This window comes from Flexistipes sp. (assembly GCF_036172515.1).
Classification (GTDB): domain Bacteria; phylum Chrysiogenota; class Deferribacteres; order Deferribacterales; family Flexistipitaceae; genus Flexistipes.
The window spans coordinates 17,215-42,509 of record NZ_JAXKVW010000015.1 but is presented as its reverse complement, the minus strand read 5'-3'; the positions used below and the strand labels follow the sequence as shown (position 1 = coordinate 42,509).

The window sequence follows — 25,295 nt, the reverse complement described above, 5'->3', positions numbered from 1 at the left end:
TATTTAGTTTTGGTTAGTTTAAAGTTAATGTCAATCCGGACTTTATGGGAGTGATTTTATTTCTGCAGATATTTTTTAAAACAAACAATCCGTTTAAGCCGGTACAGTGACCGGTTATAATATGTCCTATGTTGTATCCGTTTAACTTTTCAGCAATTTCAATTATTTCATTATCGCTGCTTCTGAAAAGATGAAATCCCCCTATGAGATTTTTTATTGTATTTGCTCCTGTTATATTAATGGCTGTTCTTACAATATTTAATATTCCCCTGTGGGAGCAGCCTGTAATTATTGTTAATCCGTCGGATTCCAGTAAAATCAAAAACATTTCATCTCTGAAAGGATCTTTTAAATATTTTTCACCCTCTTTGATATATAAATTTTTATCCGAATCAAAGTCATCGTAGCGTTTTATATGGGTAAAAATGATTTCCGGTTTCAAATTTATTGAATCATCTATATAGGAAAAGTATAGGTTTTGCTCTTTAAGTATTTGGTTTTCTATACCTATGTATTTATACTCGTCTTCAGCATTTTTCTTTCTGTGATTATCAGCTATTTTACTGCTGCAGTACACTACCGTTTTATTTTTTTTGTTACTGATATATCCAAGTCCGCCTGTATGGTCATAATGACCGTGGCTTAGGAATACAGCATCCAGTGTATCCAAAGATTTTCCGAGAATATCGGCATTATGTGCCATTGAAATTGTCTGCCCTGTATCGAAGAGAAAATTATATTTTTCAAAATTTATCAGACATGAAAAGCCGTGTTCGGCAAGCAGATTTCGCGAATCAGTATAGTTATCTGTCAGGAAAGTCACTTTCATGATTTAACCTTTTTGCAGCCTGCCCAGGATCTTGCTTTCATACTCCAGGTGGGCAGCTGTTTTTCCCTTCTTATCCATTAAAATATTGTAATGAAGTATTTTTTCATTGAGTTTAAATTTTATCTTTCTGTATTCCTTATCATCATAACAATAATCCAGCAGATCTTCCAGCTTCTTTATTTCATTTTTCAGGTTTATCTCTTCCGGTAAAATCCCTGAATTTTTTAATAATATATATCCTGCACGCAGTTCTTCGGGAATTCTGCTCAGATCCTCCAGGTGTAAAGGCTTGCCTTTACCTTTGATATCATCCAGCTCACCATTTTCAACTGCTTCTTTTATTTTATTCTCGGCCATTGCTGTAACTGCATCCATAGCTTTATCCTGCGACTTTTTAAATATTATAAAAATCGGCAGGTAATATTCAAGAAAAAACTATTAAAAAATGTTGACAAACGGAAATGATTTTTATATCGTCGATTGTCGACAACGGGGTGAAACAGTGGAAGTTCTTGAAAAAAATACGTATAAGGATCTTGTGGTAAAACAGATTTATCATATGATACTCAACGGCGAAATGAACAGCGGAGACCGGGTAATTGAAAGCAGTTTGTCTAAAAATTTCGGCATAAGCAGGGCACCGGTCAGAGAGGCTCTCAGAGAGCTGATTACTGAAGGTATACTCAAGTATAAACCACAGGTTGGCTATTATGTCACGGAAATTACAAAAGAACAGATCCTGGATACCTATGAAACAAGAGGTCTCCTGGAAGGATATGCGATAAGAACGGCTCTTGATTTATTCAGCAGGGATGATATTGACAATTTGAAAATGTATATAGATGATATGGAATTTTTTGCTTTTGAAGGGGAGCATTTAAAATTTATAGAAGCGGGTGGTAAATTTCATGAATATATGTTCTGTAAATCACCGAATTTTGAGCTGGTTGAATTTACCAAGAAATTATCACATAAATCTCATATATTTTTTAATAAATACTGGATGAAGATTTACAGTCCTGAAAATATTAGAAAACGCCATGAGTGTATTATTGATACCATAAGCAAAAAAGACGGCGGAATGCTGGAATCTGTGATTAGGGACCATTATATGTCAACTGCAGCAAAAATATCTGAATTGATATAAAAAATAAACAGGAGGACTCAGTGGCCGAAGAATGGAAAGAGCAGCTTAAAAACAGTGTGAACACTGTGGAAGATTTGGAGAAAATTGTCAATTTAACGGATGATGAGAGGAAGGCTTTAACCTCTCTTAAAACGAGATGGGGCGCAACACCTTATTATGCTTCCTTAATGGACAAAGATGATCCTAACTGTCCTGTCAGAAGGCAGATTATTCCCTCTATGGAAGAAACAAAGAATGTTTACGGAATGGATGAATATCTTGTGTGGAAAGAAAACAGAGCAGTCGGTGAGAAAAGGCCGGACAGTATAGCCAGACAATATAAAGACAGAGTGGCTTTTACTGTAATTGAAGTCTGCGGGATTTATTGCAGGCATTGCTTTCGTAAAGAAGTGGTTGTCAGCCAGAATCTGAAGCTGAGATTTGATGTGGATGAGGGGATTGAATGGATAAGGCAGCATGAAGAAGTAAGGGATATTCTTATTACTGGTGGCGATCCTTTCTTACTTAGTGATGAAAAATTGGACTATATTATTAAAAGTCTTCAGGATATTGAGCATGTGGAAATGATAAGATTCGGTACAAGGCTCCCCGTTGTACTTCCTCACAGAATTACAGAAGGTCTGAAAAAGGTTTTAAGCGGTTATCACAGAGTCCCGATATGGATAAATACCCAGGTTAATCATCCTAAGGAGCTTACAGAGGAAGTGAGAAAAGCTGTATTTGAACTGCTGAAATGCGGCGTGAATGTTGGAAATCAGGCAGTGCTCCTAAAAGGAATCAATGATGATGTGGAGACATTCAGAGAGCTTCATCAGAAACTGCTCAGATGGAGAATTCGCCCCTATTATGTTTTTTACTGCGAACCGGCTCCTGGTATCGATCATTTCAGAACCCCGGTTCTCAAAGGTGCTGAGTTGATCAGGGATGCCATAAGAGGCCATACCACAGGTCTTGCACAGCCTATGTATGTGATTGCAACCAATATCGGCAAGATTCCGCTGATGCCTGATTATTATATTCAAGGCAGTGATGAAGAGTATTTTTATCTCAGGAACTATAAAGGGGAGGAAACTAAGATACCCAATATGCCGGAATAATTTAGTGTTAAGTGATAAGCGTTAAGTGCTAAGTAAGTAAGTGAGTGAGGGAGAGGTAAAGGTTGATGTTGAAATGGTTGAGGAAGTTGATGTGGTTGATGGGTGATAGTGCGTCTTACGTCTCACGTTTTACGTCTTGAACATTGAACATTGAACGTTGAACAAAAAAAGGGGGAAAGGATGCTATCTTCGAGCAAATCGGATATAGACAGATATCTCAAAAAAGCTGATATAACAAAGATTTTTTTCAAGGATTTAAATGGTAGGACAAAAAGCCTTTCCGTAAATCCTTCCGACATGGATAAAATTCTTGAAAACGGGGTGGGGATTGACGGCAGTTCAATTGCCGGTATTGCTACAGTGGACAACAGTGACAGAATACTTAAGCCTGTTGCTGAAAGCTTTAAAATAGTGCCGTTTACAGATAAAAAGGTGGCTTTTTTCACCGGTAAACTTTTTGATCAGGACGGTTCTCGCTCCAGTGTTGATCCCAGGGCTGTTCTGGAAAAAATGATTGAAACAGCCGCTAAAAATTACGGAATGAAGTTTACTTTCGGGCCAGAGCATGAGTTTTTTCTTCTAAAAAGAGATGAGTTCAGCAATGACATACACACGGATAAACTTGATTATTTTGGTTCAGGGCCCAGTGATTCGGGTGAAATTGTCAGGCATGAAATTGTCAATGTTCTTGAGAAATGCGGAATCAAGTTTGAAAAAACCCATCATGAAGTTACATCCTCTCAGCACGAAATCAATCTTGAGCCCGGAGAACCTTTGAGTATTGCCGACAGAACTGTCCTGTTTGAATATGTTACCAAGGAAATTGCTGCTGAGTGCGGTATGTACGCAACATTTATGTCCAAACCTTTTACAGGATTTAACAGAAATGCTTTTCATATACATGCATCCTTTTCGGATACGGAAAATAATAATCTATGCTATGATGCTGCTGATGAATACGGTTTAAGTGATAAAATGAAAAACTTTATAGGCGGAATTATCAAATATGCCAGGGAATCTTCTATAATATTTGCATCAACTCTGAATTCTTACAAAGCTTATGTAATGAACCGTGAAGCTCCTATAGTAAGAGGCTGGGGGCTGCGCAACAGAAGTTCCATGGTGAGAATTCCTTATACCGCAGAACCTGAGGCTACCAGGTTTGAGCTTAGATGTGCCGATGCCACAGGTAACGTTTATCTGAAATTTGCAACGCTGATTGCTATGGGATTACGTGGTATCGATGAAAGACTCGATCCCGGCAAGCCGGATATGGGCAACACATACAAAAAAAACTACACACCTAAAGTTCTTGACAGGCGTTTTTTGCCGAGAGACTTTTATGAAGCGTTGATGGAATCGGAAAAGAGCAAGTTTTTAAAGGAAGTACTCGGTGAAGATCTTTTTAATAACTATATAATACTTAAGCTGGCTGACTGGGAAGACCACAGAACAACAATTACCAATATTGAGCATAAAAAATATTTATCTATTTAGTGTTAAGCATTAAGTGCTAAGTGTTAAGGGCTAAGGGCTGAGTATTAAGCAGTTACCCAGATATATGTGTTATATAAAGATAGAGATTCCTCGGTTTCACTTCGTTTTACTCGGAAGAATGCCTGCTGCTAGCACCAGTCTTTTAGACTGGTAAATATGTTTACATTCTATTTAGCTATCGCTGTTAGACAACAATTTATGTCATCCCGAGCGAAGCCGAGGGATCTCTATCTATGTACTAATAGTATCTGCGTATCTACTTACTAAGTACTAAGGAAAGGATCAAAGGCAAGTCAATCTGGCTTTTGACATATGTTATAACATGACGTACTTATGTAATTCAAAAGTCTTAAAACATAATCCTTAGCACTTAAAACTAACTTTCATATACAATTCTGCCGTTTTTAATAGTGTACAAGGCCATCCCCTGCAACCCGGAGCCCAAAAGAGGTGAGTTTTCGGCTTTGGATTTGTTTATATTTTTATCGTATAAATAAGTTTTCTCAGGATCGATTACCGTAATATCAGCGATCTTTCCCTCCTTTATCTCCCCTCTGTCATCTAAACCAGAAATAACCGATGGCATATAGGATGTAAGTTTTACAAACTGTTTTATATCTATTATGCCCTCGTTGACCAGTTTAAGTGTGAGTGGTATTAATGTTTGGAGGCCGATAACACCGTTCGGAGCATTGTCGAATTCCACAAATTTTTCATCCGGATGATGAGGGGCGTGATCTGTCGCAATGATATCAATTGTCCCGTCTTTCAACGCTTCTTTTATGCATATTACATCCTCTTTTGTCCTTAAGGGCGGGTTCATTTTGTAATTTGTATCATAATTGAGCAGCTCCTCTTCGGTAAAAGTAAAATGATGGGGGGCGGCTTCACATGTTACATTTAATCCCTGGTCTTTTGCTCTGCGTATTAAATCCACTGAGCCTTTTGTGCTGACATGGGCAATATGAATATGAGCGCCGGTAAGTTTTGAAAGGAGAATATCTCTGGATATCATTATTTCTTCTGCTTCTGCAGGTATCCCTTTTAAGCCGGTTATTGTTGAAACTTTCCCTTCATTTATTACGCCGCTTCCAGCCAGTGATATATCTTCAGAATGACTTATGATGAAAGCTCCTATGCCCGAAGCATATTCTAAAGCTCTCCGCATAATTTCGCTTGAAAGAACGGGCAATCCGTCATCTGAAAAGGCCAGGGCTCCGGCTTTTTTCATTTCTCCCATTTCAGCCAGCTCTTCACCCTTCATTTTCTTTGTTATTGAACCGACAGGGAAAAGGTCTATTTTGCCGTATTCCCGGGCTTTTTCAACCATGTAAGATGTGACGGAATCGTTGTCGTTTACAGGTTTTGTATTTGCCATGGGAAAACAGGTGGTAATTCCCCCTGCTGCAGCTGCATCACTTCCTGATATGATGTCTTCTTTATATTCAAGTCCCGGATCCCTGAAATGTACGTGCATGTCGATAAGGCCGGGGAGAATATAATTACCTTTGCAGTCAATTACTTCTATATCATTATCGGCTTTTATATTGGAAGAAACACCGGAAATCTTACCATTTTTAATTAAGATATCGGTATCTTTTTCACTATCGTGATTTATCACTTTTCCGTTTTTTAATAATAAATCCATTATTTAACCTCCGTTTTGATTCCAAGAAGATATAAAACAGCCATTCTCACTGCAACACCGTTTTCAACCTGTTCAAGTATTACCGACTGCGCAGAATCCGCAGCATTGCTGGCAAGCTCCACACCTCTGTTTATAGGACCTGGGTGCATTATCAGTGCATCTTTTTTAGCAAGTTTCATTTTTTCAGCGTTAAGGCCGTATAGCCTTGAATATTCCTTTACAGAAGGAAGGAGTGTTTTTGACTGCCGTTCCATCTGTATTCTCAGCATCATTACCACATCAGTGTTTTCAAGAGCTTCTTCAATGCTGCTGCATATTTTGCATCCAAAGGGTTCCGGATGTGCGGGCATCATCGTTTTAGGGCCGAAAAGTTTTATATTCATACCAAGTTTTTGCATTGCCCAAATGTTTGATCTGGCCACTCTGCTGTGCGTTATATCTCCGATTATTGCAACATTAAGATTTGCAAAATCTTTTTTATGCTCTTTTATTGTTAATAAATCAAGGAGAGCCTGGGTGGGGTGTTCGTTTGTTCCATCACCTGCGTTAACCACTCTGGCACACGTGTTTTCCGCAATGAATTTGACTGAGCCTGAAAAAGCATGTCGTACAACAAAAACATCTGTGTTCATTGATTCAATATTTTTTACTGTGTCAATCAGCGTTTCTCCTTTGGAAGTGCTGCTGGAGGAAGAGGAAAAATTAATTGTGTCAGCAGAAAGCCTTTTACCGGCTATTTCGAAAGATGTGCGGGTCCTCGTTGACGGCTCAAAAAAAAGATTCACTACTGTTCTGCCTTTCAAAGTGGGAACTTTTTTGACATCACGCTTGCCTATCTCTTTAAACTTTTCTGCAGTCCCAAGAATAAATAAGATTTCTTCAGCGCTTAAATCTTTTAATCCAACCAGATCTTTCCTCTTAAAACTCATACTTACACTCCGTCTTCATTTTTTTCAATACTGACAGAATCCACTTCGTCCAGTTCTCTGAGTTTCACATTGATCTTTTCATCAAGGCTTGTGGGAACATATTTGCCTGTAAAGTCGGCTTGAATGGGCAGCTCTCTGTGCCCTCTGTCTATGAGACAGGTGAGTATAATTTTCTCCGGCCTGCCAAAGTCGATAATTGCATCCAGAGCTGATCTGACTGTTCTTCCGGTGAAGATTACATCGTCAATAAGAATAATGTTTTTCCCCTTTACCCTGAAATCAATTTCAGTACCTGATAACAAAGGATAATCCGCTATCTCTGTTAAGTCGTCTCTGTAAAGAGTGATATCCAGATATCCCACGGGCACTTTTTTGCCGCTGTGATCCTTTATTTTGTCATTAATTCTATCTGCAAGAATAGCCCCTCTTCTTTTTATCCCGATCAGAGCAATATTCTCAAAATTGCTGCATTTTTCAAGAATCTGAAAAGTAATCCGAGTGATAATGCTGTCCAATTCATGTTTATTCAAAATTTCCTTTTCTATCTTCCCGGTTTCTGACTTTTCATTGTTGTTATTCATGATACCTCCTGATAGATACTCATATATAAAAAAAAGAGCTTCCCAGCTAACTGCTGAAAAGCTCTTTAGATTTTATATTCATAATTTTTATGCGGATAATCATTTTTAACCTCACTTTTCAAGAATATCTTTATAAAATGGATATGTCAATAATATTTTAGAGATGAGACTTTGAGATATCGTCACACTGTAGCATCTGAGCAAATTTATCCGCCACTTGGCAGATGTTATAGCATGACCAAACAGAGTTTCTCAAAAGCCTCCAGATGGATAATGAATTATATTTTAACAAGTTTGCCTATAATTAAAAAAGGCTTTTTAGACCAATTGCCTTATTTTGTATTGAAAATAATATAAATCATATTATAATGTAATGATTTTTCTGGAAAAAATCAGAGGAGGAAATAATGAATTATCTTAAATCAAACGATGCCTTGGGAACTGTGAACAGAGGCAATCCTGCGGAGTCAGGACTTTGTACTTTATGTCTTGCGGACTGCAAAGGTAAATGTGAAACATGGCTGTCCAGTATACGCGGACGTAAAATGCTTTACCCCAGAGATTTTGGAGAAAGTACCTCCGGAAGTTTAAATACCAATCATGTGGGTGTTTCATATTCAAATCTCAGAATACAGGGATACCTTTACGGATCAGAGGGGATACCTGCAGGACTTACGAACGATCCTGATGACTGCATATTTCCTAACGCTTCCACTGAAACGGAATTTGGAGCAGAGGTTAAGACAAAAGTAAAAGTTCCTTTTATTACCGGGGCTCTGGGGTCCACATTTATTGCAGAAAAATACTGGGATTCAATGGCTATAGGAGCTGCTTTGGTTGGGTTTCCGATAGTTATAGGTGAAAATGTCGTTGGTGTTGATCAGGAATCAGAGATTAAAAACGGCAAAATTGTAAAAGCACCGGAATTAGATAGAAGGATAAACTCTTTTCTCAGATATTATGACGGTTATGGAGCCGTAATTGTTCAGATGAATGTAGAAGATACCCGTAACGGCGTTGCCGAATATCTGATAGAAAAATTCGGAGACAAAGTAATACTTGAATTAAAATGGGGACAGGGAGCCAAATGCATAGGGGGCGAAATCCAGGTGAATGATCTGGATTATGCCATTTTTCTTAAAAACAGGGGTTATATAGTTGATCCTGATCCAACTAAGAAAGAAAACCAGGAAGCCTTTTATAAGCATGCTATCACCAGCTTTGCAAGGCACAGCAGACTCGGTTTTACTGACCTGGATTCGCCTGATGCTGTTCATGATTTTTTTGTGGAGGAAGTAGCCAGGTTGAGAAAACTGGGTTTTGAACGTATAACACTGAAGACGGGTGCATACGGGATGAGAGAGTTGGCGATGGCTGTTAAACTTGCTTCTGAAGCAGGTTTGGATTTGCTTACAATTGACGGTTCCGGCGGTGGGACAGGTATGAGCCCTTGGAATATGATGGAAAGCTGGGGTGTTCCTTCCATACATCTACACTCAAAGGCTTATGAGTATGCAAAAATTGTGAAGGAGAAAACAGGCAGGGTTGTGGATTTGTCTTTCGGCGGTGGTTTTGCAAACGAAGATCAGATTTTTAAATCTCTGGCTCTTGGAGCTCCTTTTGCAAAACTTGCATGCATGGGGCGCTCCATGATGATTCCAGCTTTTTTGGGATCAAATATTGAAGGGGCTATTCATAAAACAAGAAAAAACAGGGTCTTTGGTCATTGGGACAAACTTCCCTCTTCAATAACCCAATTCGGCGCATATCCTGAAGAAATATTTGCAAATTACTATGAAGTCGAGGAAAAAGTTGGTAAAGATGAGATGCGTAATATTCCTTTCGGAGCGATAGGAGTGTGGACATTGTGTGATAAGTTGAAGGGAGGCATACAGCAGTTTATGTCAGGAGCCCGAAAGTTTGCTCTTTCCGAGATTTCCAGGGATGATATTATGTCCGGAAACACGGAAACTGCCGAAGTAACGAAAATCCCTTTTATGACAGAAATCAATGATGAAGCTGCAAAAGAGATTTTAAAGAAATAAATTAAGTAAAAATGCCCCGAAAACGGGGCATTTATTTAGATGCCTTCGGAAGTCTTTTTAATCTTACTGTTTTTTCTGAGAAGATATCGGTTGAGAGCATTAAGGTAAGCTTTGGCACTGGCTTCAACAACGTCTGTGGAATATCCTCTTCCGGTTATTTCGTTTCCGGATTTTTCAAAATCCACACTTACTACAACTTCACCCTGAGCATCTTTACCTGCTGTTACAGCATTAATACGGTACTTTTTCAATCTGCCGGGGATACCTGTAATTCTTTCTATTGCCTTAAATGAGGCATCAACAGGACCGTCACCAGTTGAAGCATCGGTGGTGATATTTCCTTTTTCGTCCACAATCTGAACTGTAGAAGTTGGAATAGATGTGTTTCCGCTGACAATATTGAGATATTCCAGGGAGTAAAATTCTTTTGCTTCGGAAATCTGGTTTTCAATAATTGTTTCAAGATCCTCGTCGTATACTTCTTTCTTTTTGTCGGCCAGTTCTTTAAATTTTGCAAAGGCTTTTTCCAGATCATATGACTGAAGTTCAAACCCAAGATCCTGAAGTCTCTGAACAAAAGCGTGTCTTCCGGAATGCTTTCCGAGAACGAGCTTATTTGATGGAAAACCCACACTTTCCGGAGTCATGATTTCATATGTGGTTCTTTCTTTCATTACTCCGTCCTGGTGAATTCCTGCTTCATGAGCAAAGGCATTTTTACCCACAATTGCTTTATTCGGCTGAACTTCCACACCGGTGATGGAGGTAAGGAGTCTGCTTGCTCTGTAAAGTTCCGGAGTATTAACAGTACAATTTATATAGTCATAGAGGTCTTTCCTTACATAAAGAGACATTATAACTTCTTCGAGAGAAGCATTGCCGGCTCGTTCTCCGATACCGTTTATGGTGCATTCGATTTGTCTTGCACCTGCCTTGATTGCAGCAAGTGAGTTTGCTACGGCAAGTCCGAGATCATTATGACAGTGAACACTGATATTGGCCTTATCTACATTGGGCACTTTATTCATAATTGTGCTGATTATCTGTTCAAATTCGATTGGGACCGTATATCCTACGGTATCCGGTATGTTTACGGTTTTTGCTCCTGCGTTTATAACGGTTTCCACAACCCTGCACAAAAAGTCCAGGTCTGTTCTTGTGGCATCTTCTGCGCTGAATTCCACATCATCACACAGATTTCTCGCAAATTTTACTGAATCTTCAGCGATAGTCAGCACTTCGTCTTTTTCTTTCTTGAGCTTATGCTTCATATGGATATCCGAGGTTGCTATAAAAGTGTGAATTCTTGCCTTTGGAGCACTTTGTAAAGCTTCCCAGCCGACTTCTATGTCTTTTTTGTTCGCTCTGCAAAGTCCGGCAACTCCAATCTCTTTTACCGATTCAGCCACCTTTTTTACAGCTTCAAAGTCACCCACAGATGAGATGGGAAATCCAGCCTCAATAACGTCAACTCCGAGTTTTTCCATCTGCAATGCCAATCTCACCTTTTCATCAACATTCATGCTGAATCCCGGTGCCTGTTCACCGTCTCTCAATGTTGTGTCGAAAATCACCAATTTTTCACTCATTTTGATCCTCCTTTTTTGTTTTCATATATAAAAAAAGCCCCAACCCCGGAAGAGGGCTGAGGCTTTATATATTTAGCTGACTTTGTTTAGCTAAATGCGCCTTTCCTCCAGGGTTTTTCCCACCTTACCTAATTTTAGCAGAGATAGTAGCAGACCGGATAGGACATAAAGTATAAAAAAGAGAAAAAGAAACATTTCGGGATAAAGACCTATTATAAATATCACAAGAACAAAAATCACCATTAAGTTAAACGTTTTGATACCGTGATAGTCAAACTTTTTAAAGCTGAAGTAGGGGAAATTACTAACCATAAGAAAAGCCAGAACATATATTAAAAATACAAAGCCAATGGATATGGAAAAATTTGCCGCATTACCGATTAACTGGTTTATAAAAAGCAGTGTTGAAGCTATCAAACCTGCAGCTGCAGGAATAGGGAGTCCCACAAAAAATTTTGATGAAATTTTCTTTGTCTGAACATTAAAACGTGCAAGTCTCAGAGCTCCGCATGCAATGAATAAAAAAGCGGCCATCCATCCCAGTCTTCCGTAAGGCATTAAAAGCCATTTATAAAGTAAAAGGGCGGGGGCTATTCCAAAAGAAACAAGATCACTTAATGAATCCAGCTGAATACCGAAATCACTTGTGGCGTTCATAAGTCTTGCTATTTTACCATCGATACCGTCAAAAAGAAAAGCGACAAGTATTGCATAGGCGGCAAACTCAAAATTGCCCCTTTCGGTGGCAATTATGGAATAAAATCCGCTGAACATAGCCATTATTGTAATAAAATTGGGGATTACATGTTCTTTTTTCATTTATCCGTTATACCTCGCGATAATCGTCTCCCCGGCTTTAACCTTTTCACCTTCTGCAACGGCCGGATGAAACCCCGTCGGAAGGTAGTGATCGAAACGGGATGAGAACTTGATTACACCCAATCTATCCCCCATCGGGACGTCCATTGCTTTTTCAGCATAGCAGACAGTGCGTCTTGCAACAAGACCTGCCACCTGCTTAAAGACAGCTTTTCCGTACTTTGTTTCCACAGTAATTATATTCTGCTCGTTTTCAAAAGAGCTTTCCTTTTTATCCGCCGGAATAAATTTTCCGGCTTTATGTGTAATATCTGTTACCTTGCCTGATAAAGGCATACGGTTTACATGAACATTAAATATATTCATAAATACACTGATTTTGGTGAAATCCTCCCCGTTAAATTCTTCCCGGGTAATGTCAACTATTTTCCCGTCAGCTCCTGATAATGCAATGTCATCAAAAGGGGGGATTCGTCTTTCGGGATCCCTGAAAAAAATTATGAAAAATGCGAGTAAAACTATTAAAAGGAATATTAAAAATCCCTCAGGGATTATTGCCAGTATTAAAACTGCTGCAGCTGCAGACAATATAAAAGGATATCCTTCTTTTGCTATCAATCTTTACCTCATAAATATATAATTACAAAATTATATATTGTTTATACTAAATATCAATGAAAAGTTACTGCCACCTTCCCAATTTTTTATAGATATGGGAATAGCAGGACGTTATGAAAGTAAAATGGTGAAATAAAGAAATTGTTATTTGCATTTTGGTATATTTGTTATTGGGAAAACAATTAACTACCTTTTTACTTCTCACCACGCATTCCGCATCACGGCTAACTTATTGTTAAGTTTTAATTTGCTGGTGTAATACAGGCAGACCTGCAGTCTGCCTGTACTTTATATCAGCAGTTTTTTGAATTATTAATTTTTCTCTTTATCCACTATCTTTGATTTGCCCAGCCAGCTCATCATTTCGCGCAGCTTTTTACCCACCACTTCAACCTGGTGCTCGTTGCCTCTTTTTGTCAATGCGTCAAAGGTGGGCCGTCCTGCTTTATTTTCCAGAATCCACTCTTTGGCAAATTGCCCGCTCTGTATTTCACTCAAAACCGCTTTCATATTTTCTTTAACTTCGGGAGAGATAACCCTCGGACCCCTGGTTAAGTCACCGTACTGAGCTGTGTTGCTGATGGAATAGCGCATATTGGAAATGCCACCTTCATACAAGAGATCAACTATGAGTTTTACCTCGTGCAGACACTCAAAATATGCCATTTCAGGTGCATAACCGGCTTCAACAAGTGTCTCAAACCCGTATTGGATAAGCTGACTCATACCGCCGCAGAGGACACTTTGTTCCCCAAAAAGGTCGGTTTCCGTTTCTTCCCTGAAAGTGGTTTCCATAACCCCGGCACGGGCTCCGCCGATTGCCGCTGCATATGATAGAGCAATTTCTTTTGAGTCACCGCTGTAGTCGTGCTCAATTGCAATGAGGCAGGGTACTCCGCCCCCTTTTTCATATTCCGCTCTCACCAGATGCCCCGGTCCTTTGGGGGCAATCATAATAACGTTAACGTTTTCAGGCGGTTTTATCTGGCTGAAATGAATGTTAAATCCGTGTGCAAAGGCCAGATACGCTCCGTCTTTTAAATTTCCGGCAATGTATTGTTTGTAAATGTCCCCCTGGTCTTCATCAGGGGTAAGCATCATTATAACGTCCGCCCATTTGGCTGCTTCGGATATTTCCATCACCTTTAAACCGGCAGCTTCTGCTTTTTTCCAGGATTTGCTTCCGCTTCTGAGAGCTACAGCGACATCCGCCCCGCTGTCTTTAAGGTTATTGGAATGACCGTATCCCTGGCTGCCGTATCCGACAACGGCCACTTTTTTCTTCTTGATAAGCTCTATACTTGCATCCTTTTCGTAGTAAACCCTCATTTAATCCTCCTATTTTATATCTTGTTTTGTAAATTCTGTGGTTGCTTTGTTTCCTCTGCCTATGGCAACACTGCCTGTCCTGACCTGTTCAATTATCCCGAAAGGTTCCAACACGTGCAGAAAGGCCTTATTTTTGTCTTTTGTACCTGTGATTTCTATTACCATAGAATCACCAGTCAAGTCTATAACTTTTGCTCTGAAAGTATTTACAATGCTAAATATATCTGTTCGATTCTTCGGCAGAGCCTGAACCTTGACCAGTATCATTTCCCTTTCTATATGCTCCACCTGGGTTACGTCTCTGACTTTAATAGTGTTGATAAGCTTTCTCAATTGTTTGATAATCTGCTCAACAACCCTGTCATCACCTTTTGTGACAATAGTCATGATGGATATTTTTGGATCACCTGTGACCCCTACGGACAGGCTTTCAATATTGTAACCCCGGCCGCTGAAAAGCCCTCCGATTCTGGAGAGTGCGCCCGGTTTATTTTCAACTAAGATTGATATAATGTGTCTCATAATTTACCTCTCGTTACCGAAAATCATTTCATTCAGAGCAGCACCTGCCGGGATCATGGGGAAAACGTTTTCTTCTCTGTCTACAACAAAATCCATTACAACAGGTTTGTCTTTGACCTTTAAAGATTCCTTCAAAACTTTTTCAACATCCGCCGGTGTTTCAGCCCGTAATCCAACGCAGCCGTATGATTCAGCCAGTTTTACAAAATCAGGCTGACATTCAAGACATGTGTAGGAGTATCTGTTGTTGAAGAATAAGTGCTGCCACTGTCTTACCATACCCAGAAATTTGTTGTTAAGTATTGCTATTTTAACATTCAGGCGGTGCTGTATGGCTGTGCATAATTCCTGCATATTCATAAGAAAACTGCCGTCGCCGGCAATATCGAAAACCTCTTTATCCGGCATCGCTATCTTTGCACCTATGGCGGCCGGAAAACCGAATCCCATGGTTCCGAGACCTCCTGATGTTATAAACTGTCTGGGGTATTTAAAATTGTAAAACTGTCCTGCCCACATCTGGTTTTGTCCTACTTCGGTAGTTATTATGGCTTCACCTTTGGTGAGTTCACTTATTTTTTCAACAACATACTGGGGCTTTATGACTTTATCAGAATGTTTATAAGAAAAAGGCTTTTCCCGATTCCAGCTGCGTACCTGTTCCATCCATTCATTGCGGGCTGCTTCGTTTTTTTCCCATTTGTATTTCTCGTAGTATTTTGTGAGTTGCTTTAACACAGTTCTGTTATCACCCACTATAGGGATGTCTATGCTCACATTCTTACTAATTGAGGAAGGATCTATGTCAATATGCGCGATTTTTGCTTTTGGAGCAAAGCCATTGATTCTTCCTGTTGATCTGTCAGAAAATCGTGTCCCGATTGCTATTATATAATCGGAATCTGTCACAGCCTTGTTTGAAGCATAATTGCCGTGCATCCCCAGCCAGCCTATGTAATTAGGGTGTTCGGTTGGCATGGCACCAAGTCCCATAAAAGATGAGATTACCGGAATGTTGAATTTTTCGGAAAAAGCTTTCAATTCTTTGGAAGCTTCACTGATGATTACTCCGCCGCCTGCATAAATCACCGGCCTTTTGGAAGACTCCAGCATTCTCAGTAATTTTTTTATTTGCAAAGGATGACCTTCATATGTCGGACTATAACCGGGCAAATCCATTTTTGGAGATTTCTCGGCTTTGGTTTTGTCCGCCATAACGTCTTTCGGCAAATCCACCACAACAGGACCCGGCCGGCCGGTGCGGGCAATGTAAAAGGCTTCCTTTATGGTTCTGGCTAAATCATTTACATCCTGGACAAGGTATGAATGTTTAACTATAGGCCTGGTAATTCCTATGATGTCAGCTTCCTGAAAAGCATCTCCGCCTATAAGAGCTGTGGGGACCTGACCTGTAAAAGCCACCACAGGTACAGAGTCCATATGAGCATTGGTTATACCTGTTACAAGGTTTGTCGCTCCGGGACCGCTGGTTGCAAAACAGACTCCGACTTTGCCGCTTGCTCTTGCATAAGCATCAGCTGCATGAATGCCGCCCTGTTCGTGACGCGGAAGAATATGCCGCAGATCTGCGTCAAAAAGTGTATCATATATTCCCAGCAATACGCCGCCGGGGTAACCGAAAATAACGTCGACTTTTTCAGCTTTAAGGCAGTCAACGAGTATTTCTGCTCCAGTTTTTGTCATAATTTACCTCTTTATATTAATATTAACTTTTTTTGAATATTGCCCCTTCTGCTGCACTGCTAACATACATCGAATATTTTGCCAAATATCCTTTTTCAATTTTCGGGGCGGGTTTTACCCATTCTTTTTTTCTTTCTTCCAGCTGACTTTTATCAACATCCAGATTTATTTTTCCTTCGGGAATATTAATGCTGATCTTATCTCCGTTTTGGACAAGTGATATAATTCCGCCCTCAGCCGCTTCCGGTGAAATATGCCCAATACATGGCCCCCGTGTACCTCCGGAAAAACGTCCGTCGGTTATCAGCGCCACTTTTTTCAGCCCCATGCCTGTAATAGCAGCAGTCGGAGCGAGCATTTCCCTCATGCCGGGTCCGCCTTTTGGGCCTTCATAACGGATGACAACAATGTTACCGTCTTTAACGTCACCTTCCATAATTGCTGAAAGTGCATCTTCCTCGGAATCATAGACTTTGGCAGTGCCGGTAAAATTCAGCATCTCATTATCGACTGCGGACTGTTTTACCACGGAACCGTCCGGGGCAATGTTCCCCCTTAAGACGGCTATACCTCCTTCTTTATGATAAGGGTTGTCAATATTTCTTATAATATTTTCATCAAAACATACAGCACTATCTGCTGATTCATATATTTTCCCGCCCGTTACTGTAATGTTATCTTTTAGCAGTGTTTTCAGACTTTTTAAAACGGCAGGTATGCCGCCTGCATATTCAAGGTCTTCCATGAAATATTCTCCGCCGGGTCTGAGATTGGTTATGTGGGGAGTGCTTTTTGACAATTTGTCAAAAAGATTCAGATCCAGTTTGAAACCGGTTTCATTGGCAATTGCCGGCAGATGAAGAGCTGTGTTTGTTGAGCCGCCGAGGGCAAGATCAACAGTTACGGCATTGTGGAAAGCGTTTTCTGTCAGTATATCCTTTGGTTTGATATCGTCTTTAACTAAATTGCAAACCTGGACTCCTGAGTCAAAAGCGATTCTTTTCTTTTTGGCCTGTCCCGCCAGTGCGCTACCACAGCCGGGAAGACTCATACCCATTGCTTCCGTTAAACATGCCATTGTGTTGGCCGTATAAAGTCCCTGACAAGAGCCCTGAGAGGGACAGGAGCACATTTCAAGATGTTCAAGTTCTTCACCGTCTATTTCCCCGCTTCTGTATTTTGCAATGGCTTCAAATGTATCGCGAACAAAAGATCTTCTCTGCATGCGCCAGTTTCCGCTTAACATAGGTCCGGCAGTTACAAATACGGAAGGGACGTCTACCCGGGCTGCTGCCATAAGCATTCCGGGAGTTATTTTGTCGCAATTGGTGAGAAACACAACACCGTCCAGTCTGTGAGCCTCAATTACACACTCTATTATATCGGCAATGGCATCTCTGCTGGGAAGTGAGTAGTGCATCCCCATGTGACCCATTGCTATTCCGTCGCAAATTCCCGGTACGGAAAAAATGAATCCGTGTCCGCCTCCTGTATGAACCCCTTTTTCTATCCATCGTTCGAGATCTCTCATTCCCGAATGACCGGGGATGAGGTCTGTAAAACTTGAACATATCCCGATAAAAGGCCTGTCCATGCTTGATTTGGGTACACCGGTACCATAAAGCAGCGATCTATGTGGCGCTCTGGAAGGTTCTTTTTTGATTTCATCACTTCGCATAAAAAACTCCTGTTTAACTAAACTTAAAATTGTTTAGAAAAATAACACATGATTATCTTTTTTTCAAGATATTATCGCTTTTCGGTGGATTATTTTTTAAACGTCCGGGTTGAAGTTGGTGTGTTGTTTGCGTAGTTGAGTGGTAAAACGTTTTAACTTTACATTTTTGTATCAATTCATTAGACTATTAATTATGAACAAGGTGCATTTTATTGTTTACAGAATTTTTGTTAATGTAATAGGGGTGGGGCTGGCTGCTGTACTTTTCAAGCATATACAGATAGACACCTTTCTTACGCTGATGATAAGTGCTCTTTTGCTGACGGCTCTTAATGCGTTTGTAAAGCCTGCGCTCCTGCTTATGACTTTGCCGCTACAGCTTGTAACGTTTGGACTGTTTTATTTAGTTGTTAATGCTATTGTTCTGGAGCTTACTTCGTTTTTTATCAGCGGCTTTGTTGTGGACGGCTTCTGGACCGCAATAGGTGGAAGTCTGATAATTTCTATTGTTAACGTCTTATTTGACGTTTTTTCCACAAATTCGGATATGAGGTATATATATTGGACCCGAAGGAAGTAAGGGAAGATCTGGACAGATTTGAAAATCTTATTAAGATGATCAACTTTGAGTATACGCAGTTTTTTGCCGGAAATAAACAACACCCTCCCATTGTGTACGAAAGAGAGATAAACAAACTGATAAAAAAATACAATATTACTCAGCTCACAAATACCACTCTGAGATTCAGGTTTAACAATCTCGTGGCAAGATATATCACTTTCAGAGAAAAGTGGTCGCGAAAAATGATGGAGTATGAGGGTGCAAGAAAACCAATAACCGACAAAAAGACTGTTAAAGGCAGCACCAGGCCGTTTTATCAGAAAGAACTCGATAAAATTCCGGAAAAATACGACAAATCAAAAGTTGTGGATGCCATTGAATCCAAAATTGATAAACTGAAAAGTAAAGGGTACGATAATGTTGATGTCAACATCGATATGAAAAATGGGAAAGTGAAGTTAAAAATAAGGCCTAAATCATGAGAAAAATATACAAATTGCAGTTTTATCAGGACAAGGAAATTCTTACGCTGTATGCCGGCACTGTGAATCCTTCATCTTTTTTAGGACTTATAGAAGTGAGCGGCATTATGTTTATGGGGGAATCGGATATTCTTGTGACGCCCAATGAAGATAAAATAAGAAATGAGTTTAAGAATGTAGAGAGCACTTATCTGCCGGTTAATTCCATTGTCAGAATTGATTATGTGAATCTGGAAAAAGAGACACCTGTAATAAAACTGCACGATAAAAATAAATGAATCTTTTTGATAAATACGTATTAAAGCAGGTGCTGCCGGTTTTTATACTGGGGAATATCTTTTTTATCTTCCTGCTGCTTCTTGATAAACTGGTTCAGCTTGCCGAGCTTTTTTTTGCAAAGAGTGTTCCCGCTTACCTTATTGTTCAGACTGTGATTTATTATCTTCCATCTTTTCTTGCCATAACGATACCCACTGCTACACTTTTGAGCATTCTTATCATTTTCTCCAGAATGTCTGTTGATTCGGAACTGATTGTGATCAGGGCAAGCGGTGCAGGGTTCAGACAAATTTTTAAGCCTGTTTTCATTTTTGGTGTTTTTGCAGCCTTTTTAACACTACTTATGACGGGTTATTTAATGCCACTGGGAAATAAAGCAGCGGTCGGGAATCTGAAACAGATTGCCAAATCAGTGTCCATAAATGATCTCAAAGAGAAACAGCTTTATAAAGATATTCCCGGCGTACTGATTTATGTGAAGAAAATTTTTGATAAGAATTCGTTTGGGCAGTTGATAGTGGTTGATAAAAGGCAGGGCTATGTGATTACTGCCAATAAAGGGAATATTATTACAACTGACCAAAGTGAGATTGTTTTTGACTTCCGTGAAGGAACTTTGATGAAAAAATCGGGTGAGGCCTATTCAAAAATAGGGTTCAATGCTTTTAAGGTAAGGATACCTATACCCGTGATGGAAGATTTTGAAATACAGGGTGAGCGTTTCATGTTTTTATCCCAGTTAGTAAAAAACTTTGGTGAAAAAATATATAAATTTGAGTTTTCAAAACGTTTTGCCATTCCCTTTGCTGCTTTTATTATGGCCGCACTTGGTCTGACATTCGGCTCATTCTTTCAGAGGGCTGGCAAGTCCTTGGGAGTTTTTTTCTCGCTGGTGGTAGTATTTTTGTATAACCTTATTCTGATTTTTTCTGAAAATATGATAGATGTGATTAATCCTTTTCTTGCTGCATGGATTGCAAACATTATTTTTTCGATAATTGCTGTAATAATGATTAAAAAGGTTTTTAAATGATATTCAACAGATATCTTATAAAAATGTTTTTCAGAAAACTTATTTTTGTTCAGGCATTTATTCTTGTAATTTACACATCTTTTTTAGTATTGCAGCATACAGAATATATCAGTGAATATAATAGCAGCGTTCTCGAAATACTCATTTTCGATCTTATGAAAATGCCTTACTCCCTATATCAGACCATGCCGGTTGCCGTTATTGCTGCGACTATATTTACTGTCCTTGCCATGATAAAAAATCATGAGATTTTGGCTTATGTGAGTCTGGGCGGCAGAATTAGGAATATAGCGGCTGTTTTTTTCGGGGCAGGTTTGGTTGTGGGGATTTTTTTATTTTTTATCGGTGAATATGTAAATCCAGAAATCGAATTTGCCAGGGATAAATACGAAAAAGAAGTTATTGAAGGCAAAGAGTACAACCCAAGAGGAGAGCTTTCCGATTTGTGGGTAAAGGAGTCGGATAATCGCTTTATCAACGTTTCTGTTGTGGATCCAGTTGATAAAATACTGGTGAATGTTGTGGAATACTTCTATAACTCTGAGGGGAAAATTGTTAAAATTGTAGATTTTGATCGTGGTGTTTATAGCGGTTCAGAATGGATTTTAAAGGATTATAAGGTTTACGATACAACAAATATTCCAAAAATGATGGATAATGTTTCCTCAAAGGTTGTTAAAAGCGAGGCTTATAATAATATCGTCTCTATTATTAATACGAATCCCAAACTTCTTACATTGGATGAGTTGAACAGGCTCATCGGTCTTTATCGGTCAAAAGGGCTGAATGCTGATAAATATAAACTTCTTTTCTATAATAAATTTGCTCATCCATTAAGTATCATTGTCCTTATTCTTTTAATTGTTCCGCTTACGATAAGTTTTTCCAGACAACATTCTTATATTACACTGGCCGCAAGGGCAATGTTCGCAGGTTTCGGGTTCTGGCTTGCGGTGGCCTCCTGTGAGTCCATGGGCAGAGCAGGTATTATAACACCCTTTTTGGCGAATTTTATCCCTCATATTATCTTTTCCCTGCCTATTGTTTTCATGCTTTATAAAAAAGAGCATGGGAATAATTAAGTAATCAAGTTTCGCACTTCGTTTTGTATAGCATTCGCTTCTATCGAATATATAGAATGTTAAACATATTTACCAGTCTAAAAGACTGGTGCTAGCCATAGTCATCCTTGCGAAACCCTGTGTAAACAGGGTTGTGGCAATCTCAAAACAAGAAAAATAGTGAGATTGCTTCGTCGTTTTCACTCCCTGCCCTGTTAAATGCCACAGGCAATCAGCGAAGCTGATATTTAACAGGGTGAACAAAGACGTGAAAACAGTGTAAGTGCGAAACTTGAATTAAGTATTATTGAAAAAAATCTGATTTGACTTTACTAAAAAAATACCATATTTTATCCGCTAAGAAAACTTTGGTAATATTCTAAAAATTAAATATCCGGAGGTAGTTTATGTATAAAATAGCAGTATTGCCTGGAGACGGTATAGGACCGGAAGTTATGGAGCAGGCAGTTAGAGTTTTGGACAGTATAGCAGAAAAATATTCACAAACATTTGAGTACAGCTTTTCTGATGTCGGCGGTATTGCAATAGACAAATTTTCCACCCCATTACCTGAGCAGACATTAAAGATTTGTGAGGATTCCGATGCTATACTTTTCGGGTCTGTGGGGGGGCCGAAATGGGAAAACCTTCCTCCTGAAAAGCAGCCGGAAAGGGGAGCGCTTCTGCCTTTGAGAAAGCATTTTAAGCTTTTTGCCAATCTCAGGCCGATTAAAGTGTTTAAACCCCTGAGCCAGGCATGCTCCCTTAAAGAGGAATTTTTTGAAGAGGGTATTGATATCGCAATTTTCAGAGAATTGACAGGCGGCATATATTTCGGCGAGCCTAAGTATGTATCGGAAGACGGTACCTATGCTGTGGATACAATGAAATATTCGAAAGATGAAGTAATACGTATAGCAAAGCTTGCTTTCGAAGCTGCAAGAATAAGAGGGAAAAAGGTTATGAGTGTTGATAAAGCTAATGTCCTCATGAGCAGTGTTTTGTGGAGAAAAGTCGTTACCAAACTGAGGGATGAACAGTATCCTGATATAGAGCTCAGCCATATGTATGTTGATAATGCAGCAATGCAGCTTGTCAGAAATCCTTCTCAGTTTGATGTAATCCTTACCGGAAATATGTTTGGTGATATTTTAAGTGATGAGGCAGCGATGCTAACCGGTTCCTTGGGCATGCTTCCTTCTGCATCCCTTAATGAGGAGGGCTTCGGACTTTATGAGCCTATTGGCGGGACTGCTCCGGATATTGCAGGGCAGAATATTGCCAATCCCACAGCGCAAATTCTCTCCGCTGCTTTGATGCTCAGATATTCGTTCGGAATGGATGAGGCAGCTACGGATATTGAATGCGCAATAGAGAAAACGCTTGCCGAAGGTTATAGAACGGGGGATATTTTTTACGGCAAGAATTCTGAAAAAAGGGTACCAACTACAGAATTTGCCGATGCTATACTTGAAAAGCTTTGAAATGACGTGAGGCGTAATACCGTTATGCGTGAAGCGTGACGTGTTATGCGTAATGAGTGGTGAGTGGTGAGTGGTGAGTGGTGAGGAGAACATTGGGAGGAATTTAACCTATCTCACTAATTCCCCACTTCACTAAGTTGCTACCTAACTATTTTGCCAATATTGTTCTGCGCAAGGCAGAGCTCGGAGGTAAAAAATTCAAATTCCTCACTCACTCTGCTCTTATATTTCTATATATTCATCAATAAACTGTGACAGATGCATTACTTTGATGTCGATTCCTGTTTTCATAAGTCCGCCTTCGATTTGCATAATACATCCGGGACAATCTGTAACCACAATTTCTGCTTCGGTTTTTCTGATATTTTCTATTTTTTTATTCAGTATCCCGGATGAAATCCCTGCAAAGTCAATGGAATAGGTGCCGCCGAAACCGCAGCATACATCACTGTCTTCAAGCTCGACAAAATTGTTCCCGAGGATTTCCTTCAGCATCTCGCTGGCAGAAGAACCGAGTCCTCTGGCCTGATGGCAGGGTGTATGATATGTAACTTTCACCCCGTTTTTAACCTTGAGGCTGATATTTTCTTTTTTCAAAAACATTCCAAGCGACAATGTTTTTTGTGCGATTTCTGTAGAAAGCTTATATAAATCGGGGTTGTCTGCTGTATATTCGGGAAATTCTTCTTTTACAGCCATTCCGCAGCTCGGGCAGAGCACAAGATAAGAATCATAATCTGCCGGGTTGCCCATTTGTTTCAGGTTTCTGTGAATAGTTTTTCTTCCGTCTTTTCCATCCCCGGAAGCTATTGCAGGCAGACCGCAGCAGACAGGTTTGCCTGGTATATCAACCTTTACACCGGCTTTGTTTAAGATTTTTACTAGTGATTCGCCCATTTCCGGATAAAAATATTCCACAGCACATCCCGGATAAAACAGTACCTTCTTTTTGAAGTCCTGCTGCCTTTTGTAATTTTTTTTGAATTTTTCAGTAAAGAAAGATGAGGCCACTGCAGGGAGAGTTCTGAAATCTTTACTCTTAGGCATAAATGGGATGGATTTCAGGTGTCTGCCGTCTTTTGCTATAAGCGGCTTTTGAAAATAGGAAGCGGTTTTAAGGGCTGTTGAAAAAACTCCGGAATTTGGAATTACAGAGGAATAGATGGTTTTTTTCACTGGGTTGATGCCGTACTCTTCGCCAATAATCACTTTGAGTTTTGAAATAATGCTTTGAAGATCTATACCGGCCGGACATATTGAAGAACAGGCCTTGCAGCCAATACACAGTTTCAGTATATCTTTTGCCTTTGCTTCCCCGTCGTAAAGGGCTGTAAGAATAAGCCCTATAGCTCCGATATAAATATGTCCGAAAACATGACCCCCGACCATTTCGTAAGGCGGACATATGTTTGCACAACTGCCGCAGCGAATGCATTTCAGGGCTTCTCTGAATTCAGGGTGCTGAAAAAACGCAAGACGACCGTTATCCAGAAAAACATAATGCACTTCCTTGATATCTGTCTGGTTATTGGCAGAAGGGTAACAACCCTTCATCCAGGTGACGTAGGTGCTGATATTCTGACCCGTAGCGCTTTTGGGGAGTAAATTAATTATATCAAAAGCAGTATCGAAATCTTCAACAAGTTTTTCATATCCAAGTAAAACAATATGGACAGGTGGTACAGTTGATGTCAGCCTGGCATTTCCTTCATTGGTTACTGTGGCAATAGCGCCTGTTTGGGCAACGGCAACGTTAGCTCCGGTGATACCAACACGGGCTTTAAAGTAGTAGTCTCTGAGAAATTCTCTTGCCGTTTTTACCATTTCATCGATATTATCCTTGTCTATCTCTTTTCCGGTAAACCTGCTGAATATTTCAGCTACCTGCTTTCTGGATTTATGTATTGCAGGCATTACCATATGGGAGGGGTGTTCTCCTGCAATCTGAAGTATCCATTCTCCCAAATCTGTTTCCACAGGTTTTAAATTTTCTTTTTCCAAATAGTCATTGAGCCTTATTTCCTCAGATGTCATGGATTTTGATTTTACGATATATTCTGTTTCGTGAGTTTTGCATACCTCTGTAATGTATCTGCATGCATCGGTACCGGTTCTTGCTCTGAAAACCCTGGCACCACTTTTTTCAGCATTATCTTTAAAACGCTGAAACAGAGTCTCCAGATATTCAGGGGAGTAAGTCCGTTTGTTGTTTATTTCCATTCTGAGATTTTCAAAATCCAGTCCGTTTAAAGCCGCTGAGCGTGATTTTTTATAAGAAGCGGCAAAATTTTTCAGATTGTTATAAAGGATTTCATCGCTGAGTTTACTGTTAATCTTATTTTTGAATGAGTTCATAACGCCA

Annotated in this window: 23 protein-coding genes; 10 read left to right on the top strand and 13 right to left on the bottom strand. The window is 39.7% G+C overall.

Features of this window, described 5'->3' with window-relative positions; genetic code table 11:
* Nucleotides 1–13: 13 nt before the first annotated feature.
* Nucleotides 14–829, bottom strand: a complete 816-nt coding sequence (locus UMU13_RS09785; protein ID WP_328218754.1) for an MBL fold metallo-hydrolase — start codon at nucleotides 827–829, stop codon at nucleotides 14–16.
* Between the two features lie 3 nt (nucleotides 830–832).
* Nucleotides 833–1,204, bottom strand: coding sequence for a J-domain-containing protein (locus tag UMU13_RS09780; RefSeq protein WP_328218752.1), 372 nt, complete (start codon nucleotides 1,202–1,204; stop codon nucleotides 833–835).
* A gap of 70 nt (nucleotides 1,205–1,274) precedes the next feature.
* Here UMU13_RS09780 and UMU13_RS09775 point away from each other — a divergent pair, with 70 nt between their 5' ends.
* From UMU13_RS09775 to UMU13_RS09765, 3 genes are all read left to right on the top strand, one after another.
* Nucleotides 1,275–1,976 (top strand): GntR family transcriptional regulator, encoded by a 702-nt coding sequence (locus UMU13_RS09775; protein ID WP_328218750.1) that lies wholly within the window; start codon nucleotides 1,275–1,277, stop codon nucleotides 1,974–1,976.
* A gap of 20 nt (nucleotides 1,977–1,996) precedes the next feature.
* Nucleotides 1,997–3,073 (top strand): KamA family radical SAM protein, encoded by a 1,077-nt coding sequence (locus UMU13_RS09770; RefSeq protein ID WP_328218748.1) that lies wholly within the window; start codon nucleotides 1,997–1,999, stop codon nucleotides 3,071–3,073.
* Nucleotides 3,074–3,253: 180 nt separating this feature from the next.
* Nucleotides 3,254–4,570, top strand: a complete 1,317-nt coding sequence (locus UMU13_RS09765) for a glutamine synthetase family protein (protein WP_328218746.1) — start codon at nucleotides 3,254–3,256, stop codon at nucleotides 4,568–4,570.
* A 376-nt stretch (nucleotides 4,571–4,946) separates the two neighbouring features.
* Here UMU13_RS09765 and UMU13_RS09760 read toward each other — a convergent pair whose 3' ends face one another.
* From UMU13_RS09760 to pyrR, 3 genes are read right to left on the bottom strand one after another with little or no spacing between them, the layout of a single operon-like run.
* The gene (locus UMU13_RS09760; protein WP_328218744.1) at nucleotides 4,947–6,218 is read right to left on the bottom strand and encodes a dihydroorotase; all 1,272 of its coding nucleotides are present in this window, start codon (nucleotides 6,216–6,218) and stop codon (nucleotides 4,947–4,949) included.
* Nucleotides 6,218–7,147 (bottom strand): aspartate carbamoyltransferase catalytic subunit, encoded by a 930-nt coding sequence (locus UMU13_RS09755; protein ID WP_328218742.1) that lies wholly within the window; start codon nucleotides 7,145–7,147, stop codon nucleotides 6,218–6,220. The genes UMU13_RS09760 and UMU13_RS09755 overlap by 1 nt, the downstream gene beginning before the upstream one ends.
* Before the next feature lie 2 nt (nucleotides 7,148–7,149).
* Nucleotides 7,150–7,728, bottom strand: a complete 579-nt coding sequence (gene pyrR, locus UMU13_RS09750) for a bifunctional pyr operon transcriptional regulator/uracil phosphoribosyltransferase PyrR (RefSeq protein WP_328218740.1) — start codon at nucleotides 7,726–7,728, stop codon at nucleotides 7,150–7,152.
* A gap of 407 nt (nucleotides 7,729–8,135) precedes the next feature.
* On the opposite strand from pyrR, the gene UMU13_RS09745 reads away from it, so the two are divergent.
* Entirely contained in the window at nucleotides 8,136–9,773 is a 1,638-nt protein-coding gene (locus UMU13_RS09745; RefSeq protein ID WP_013885894.1) for a glutamate synthase-related protein, read from the top strand.
* 35 nt (nucleotides 9,774–9,808) lie between these two features.
* Here the strand turns inward: UMU13_RS09745 and UMU13_RS09740 are convergent, their stop codons facing one another.
* The 7 genes from UMU13_RS09740 to ilvD form a co-directional block, all read right to left on the bottom strand.
* A complete protein-coding gene (locus UMU13_RS09740) occupies nucleotides 9,809–11,368 on the bottom strand; it encodes a 2-isopropylmalate synthase (protein ID WP_328218793.1) in 1,560 nt (519 codons plus the stop codon).
* 84 nt (nucleotides 11,369–11,452) lie between these two features.
* The gene (gene pssA / locus UMU13_RS09735; protein ID WP_328218738.1) at nucleotides 11,453–12,181 is read right to left on the bottom strand and encodes a CDP-diacylglycerol--serine O-phosphatidyltransferase; all 729 of its coding nucleotides are present in this window, start codon (nucleotides 12,179–12,181) and stop codon (nucleotides 11,453–11,455) included.
* Nucleotides 12,182–12,799, bottom strand: a complete 618-nt coding sequence (locus UMU13_RS09730; protein WP_328218736.1) for a phosphatidylserine decarboxylase — start codon at nucleotides 12,797–12,799, stop codon at nucleotides 12,182–12,184.
* A 312-nt stretch (nucleotides 12,800–13,111) separates the two neighbouring features.
* Nucleotides 13,112–14,128, bottom strand: a complete 1,017-nt coding sequence (ilvC, locus tag UMU13_RS09725) for a ketol-acid reductoisomerase (RefSeq protein WP_328218735.1) — start codon at nucleotides 14,126–14,128, stop codon at nucleotides 13,112–13,114.
* Nucleotides 14,129–14,137: 9 nt separating this feature from the next.
* Nucleotides 14,138–14,650: an acetolactate synthase small subunit gene (ilvN, locus tag UMU13_RS09720; protein ID WP_013885901.1), complete on the bottom strand. Its 513-nt coding sequence runs from the start codon at nucleotides 14,648–14,650 to the stop codon at nucleotides 14,138–14,140.
* 3 nt (nucleotides 14,651–14,653) lie between these two features.
* The gene (gene ilvB / locus UMU13_RS09715) at nucleotides 14,654–16,354 is read right to left on the bottom strand and encodes a biosynthetic-type acetolactate synthase large subunit (RefSeq protein ID WP_328218733.1); all 1,701 of its coding nucleotides are present in this window, start codon (nucleotides 16,352–16,354) and stop codon (nucleotides 14,654–14,656) included.
* A gap of 22 nt (nucleotides 16,355–16,376) precedes the next feature.
* Nucleotides 16,377–18,032: a dihydroxy-acid dehydratase gene (gene ilvD, locus UMU13_RS09710; protein ID WP_328218732.1), complete on the bottom strand. Its 1,656-nt coding sequence runs from the start codon at nucleotides 18,030–18,032 to the stop codon at nucleotides 16,377–16,379.
* Nucleotides 18,033–18,225: 193 nt separating this feature from the next.
* Here ilvD and UMU13_RS09705 point away from each other — a divergent pair, with 193 nt between their 5' ends.
* From UMU13_RS09705 to leuB, 6 genes are all read left to right on the top strand, one after another.
* A complete protein-coding gene (locus UMU13_RS09705; protein WP_328218730.1) occupies nucleotides 18,226–18,612 on the top strand; it encodes a phage holin family protein in 387 nt (128 codons plus the stop codon).
* Nucleotides 18,594–19,076, top strand: coding sequence for a hypothetical protein (locus UMU13_RS09700; protein WP_328218728.1), 483 nt, complete (start codon nucleotides 18,594–18,596; stop codon nucleotides 19,074–19,076). The genes UMU13_RS09705 and UMU13_RS09700 overlap by 19 nt, the downstream gene beginning before the upstream one ends.
* Entirely contained in the window at nucleotides 19,073–19,354 is a 282-nt protein-coding gene (locus tag UMU13_RS09695; protein ID WP_328218727.1) for a DUF1820 family protein, read from the top strand. Before UMU13_RS09700 ends, UMU13_RS09695 begins: the two co-directional genes overlap by 4 nt.
* Nucleotides 19,351–20,388, top strand: a complete 1,038-nt coding sequence (locus tag UMU13_RS09690; RefSeq protein WP_328218726.1) for an LptF/LptG family permease — start codon at nucleotides 19,351–19,353, stop codon at nucleotides 20,386–20,388. The genes UMU13_RS09695 and UMU13_RS09690 overlap by 4 nt, the downstream gene beginning before the upstream one ends.
* On the top strand, nucleotides 20,385–21,470 hold the full coding sequence (locus tag UMU13_RS09685; RefSeq protein ID WP_328218725.1) for an LptF/LptG family permease: 1,086 nt from the start codon (nucleotides 20,385–20,387) through the stop codon (nucleotides 21,468–21,470). The genes UMU13_RS09690 and UMU13_RS09685 overlap by 4 nt, the downstream gene beginning before the upstream one ends.
* Before the next feature lie 386 nt (nucleotides 21,471–21,856).
* On the top strand, nucleotides 21,857–22,933 hold the full coding sequence (gene leuB / locus UMU13_RS09680) for a 3-isopropylmalate dehydrogenase (protein ID WP_328218723.1): 1,077 nt from the start codon (nucleotides 21,857–21,859) through the stop codon (nucleotides 22,931–22,933).
* Nucleotides 22,934–23,155: 222 nt separating this feature from the next.
* Here leuB and ldhH read toward each other — a convergent pair whose 3' ends face one another.
* On the bottom strand, nucleotides 23,156–25,288 hold the full coding sequence (ldhH, locus tag UMU13_RS09675; RefSeq protein WP_328218721.1) for an L-lactate dehydrogenase (quinone) large subunit LdhH: 2,133 nt from the start codon (nucleotides 25,286–25,288) through the stop codon (nucleotides 23,156–23,158).
* Between the last annotated feature and the right edge of the window lie 7 nt (nucleotides 25,289–25,295).

Coding starts and splice junctions, on each gene's coding strand:
- UMU13_RS09785 (WP_328218754.1), bottom strand. CDS start 829: ATGAAAGTGACTTTCCTGACAGATAACTATACTGATTCGCGAAATCTG.
- ilvC (WP_328218735.1), bottom strand. CDS start 14,128: ATGAGGGTTTACTACGAAAAGGATGCAAGTATAGAGCTTATCAAGAAG.
- ilvD (WP_328218732.1), bottom strand. CDS start 18,032: ATGCGAAGTGATGAAATCAAAAAAGAACCTTCCAGAGCGCCACATAGA.
- UMU13_RS09775 (WP_328218750.1), top strand. CDS start 1,275: ATGTTGACAAACGGAAATGATTTTTATATCGTCGATTGTCGACAACGG.
- leuB (WP_328218723.1), top strand. CDS start 21,857: ATGTATAAAATAGCAGTATTGCCTGGAGACGGTATAGGACCGGAAGTT.
- UMU13_RS09690 (WP_328218726.1), top strand. CDS start 19,351: ATGAATCTTTTTGATAAATACGTATTAAAGCAGGTGCTGCCGGTTTTT.
- UMU13_RS09780 (WP_328218752.1), bottom strand. CDS start 1,204: ATGGATGCAGTTACAGCAATGGCCGAGAATAAAATAAAAGAAGCAGTT.
- UMU13_RS09765 (WP_328218746.1), top strand. CDS start 3,254: ATGCTATCTTCGAGCAAATCGGATATAGACAGATATCTCAAAAAAGCT.
- pyrR (WP_328218740.1), bottom strand. CDS start 7,728: ATGAATAACAACAATGAAAAGTCAGAAACCGGGAAGATAGAAAAGGAA.
- UMU13_RS09745 (WP_013885894.1), top strand. CDS start 8,136: ATGAATTATCTTAAATCAAACGATGCCTTGGGAACTGTGAACAGAGGC.
- UMU13_RS09760 (WP_328218744.1), bottom strand. CDS start 6,218: ATGGATTTATTATTAAAAAACGGAAAAGTGATAAATCACGATAGTGAA.
- UMU13_RS09685 (WP_328218725.1), top strand. CDS start 20,385: ATGATATTCAACAGATATCTTATAAAAATGTTTTTCAGAAAACTTATT.
- ilvB (WP_328218733.1), bottom strand. CDS start 16,354: ATGACAAAAACTGGAGCAGAAATACTCGTTGACTGCCTTAAAGCTGAA.
- ldhH (WP_328218721.1), bottom strand. CDS start 25,288: ATGAACTCATTCAAAAATAAGATTAACAGTAAACTCAGCGATGAAATC.
- UMU13_RS09695 (WP_328218727.1), top strand. CDS start 19,073: ATGAGAAAAATATACAAATTGCAGTTTTATCAGGACAAGGAAATTCTT.
- UMU13_RS09755 (WP_328218742.1), bottom strand. CDS start 7,147: ATGAGTTTTAAGAGGAAAGATCTGGTTGGATTAAAAGATTTAAGCGCT.
- ilvN (WP_013885901.1), bottom strand. CDS start 14,650: ATGAGACACATTATATCAATCTTAGTTGAAAATAAACCGGGCGCACTC.
- pssA (WP_328218738.1), bottom strand. CDS start 12,181: ATGAAAAAAGAACATGTAATCCCCAATTTTATTACAATAATGGCTATG.
- UMU13_RS09705 (WP_328218730.1), top strand. CDS start 18,226: ATGAACAAGGTGCATTTTATTGTTTACAGAATTTTTGTTAATGTAATA.